Here is a 1,464-nt window from a genome sequence, read left to right as displayed (position 1 = left end):
ATCCGAGTCGCTTTCGACGCACCTTCTCCGCAACCGGGAAAGAATAATAAAGATCGAATAATCAATTACGTCGGTGATTATTAAGTATTTCATGGTTGATTGATTCGATTCCGATAATCTTGAACGAACTAGCAACACTTCACTGATAAAGGAAAAAGATGTACGACTCAATGTCCACGATTGATAAACAAATTCAACGGTTAACTGACGATACGATAGCCGGCTTATCACTCAAGCAAAAAAGTTTGCCCAGCCAATGGCTTTATGACGATGTTGGTTCGCAGTTGTTCGAGGAAATAACACAACTTCCTGAATACTATCCAACCCGTACAGAAATTGCCATTCTACGTAATTATGACAAGGAAATTTCATATTTCATCGGGCCGAATGCGACCATCGTAGAATATGGCGCCGGTGCCGCAGTAAAAACCGAAGCATTGCTAGACGCGTGCCATCAGCCTCGAGCTTATGTTCCGATAGATATTGCTGGAGATTTTTTAGCCCAGACATTTATGCGAATTCGACTGAAATTCCCTTTTTTGAATGTCTATCCTCTGGTCGCTAATTTTTTGGATAATTTTGCACTTCCAGACGATCTCGAATCTGATTCAAGAGTCGCATTTTTCCCCGGGTCCACGATTGGCAATCTGAATCGGAAAGAAATAGACAGATTTCTCGAGCAGATGCGCCACCATGTACAAAAAAACGGCAAAGCGATCATTGGCATCGATTTACGTAAAGACACTCGAACTCTTATTGCAGCCTACGCTGATGCTGCAGGTGTAACAGCCAAATTCAACAAGAATATCTTGGCTCGACTTAATCGTGAGGTTGGTATGGATTTTTCTTTGAGTCAGTTTGAACACTCAGCTCGTTGGAATGAAGAGGAATCTGCGATTGAGATGCATTTAGTCAGCATGACTGACCAAATCGTTCGTTTAAAAGATCATTCTTTTCACTTTGAGAAAGGTGAAACGATTCATACTGAAAGTTCGCGAAAATATACGTTACAGCAGTTGGAATCAATCACCTTCGAGAATAATTGGTCGCTCACCAATGTTTGGACCGATGAACAACAAGCGTACGCCATTCTAGGCTTGAAAAATACATCGTGTTGAGCACAACTATTCAAATCTGAAAAGAATCGAGACACGTTTACCAAGCATGCAATCCACTTGTATCAAGCCCCGAATGACATCGTAAAATCAATCTTTACGTTACTTCCTAGTCGCCTACTTTTTTCATCAACGCGCAGCAGAGTCAAAGCAGCGGCAAGCCCTCCTTTGACTAAAATTACAGCAACGACGGTGAGACTGATAGTCCAGTATTGAGTAGTACAACCGTTCCTGTTAAATTATTTCGTTTGACTATTTTCTGCTTGAAGTATCGATGAATCCTCTACTGTCCTTGCGACGTGACATCTTTTCCCAGTCACAGTGAACGAGCGTCGAAAGCGACTCGGAT

Annotated in this window: 1 protein-coding gene; it reads left to right on the top strand. The window is 42.0% G+C overall.

The features are described 5' to 3' along the window. Positions 1-158: 158 nt before the first annotated feature. Positions 159-1,118 carry an L-histidine N(alpha)-methyltransferase gene (gene egtD / locus DBR37_RS17085; protein WP_199739147.1) on the top strand — a complete coding sequence of 320 codons (960 nt, stop codon included), beginning with the start codon at positions 159-161 and terminating at the stop codon, positions 1,116-1,118. Positions 1,119-1,464: the final 346 nt, after the last annotated feature.

The organism is Herminiimonas sp. KBW02 (assembly GCF_003852535.1).
In the GTDB taxonomy this organism is placed as follows: Bacteria; Pseudomonadota; Gammaproteobacteria; order Burkholderiales; family Burkholderiaceae_D; genus Oxalicibacterium.
Note: the sequence above shows the minus strand (reverse complement) of the source record. Positions and strands in the feature narration are given on the sequence as shown.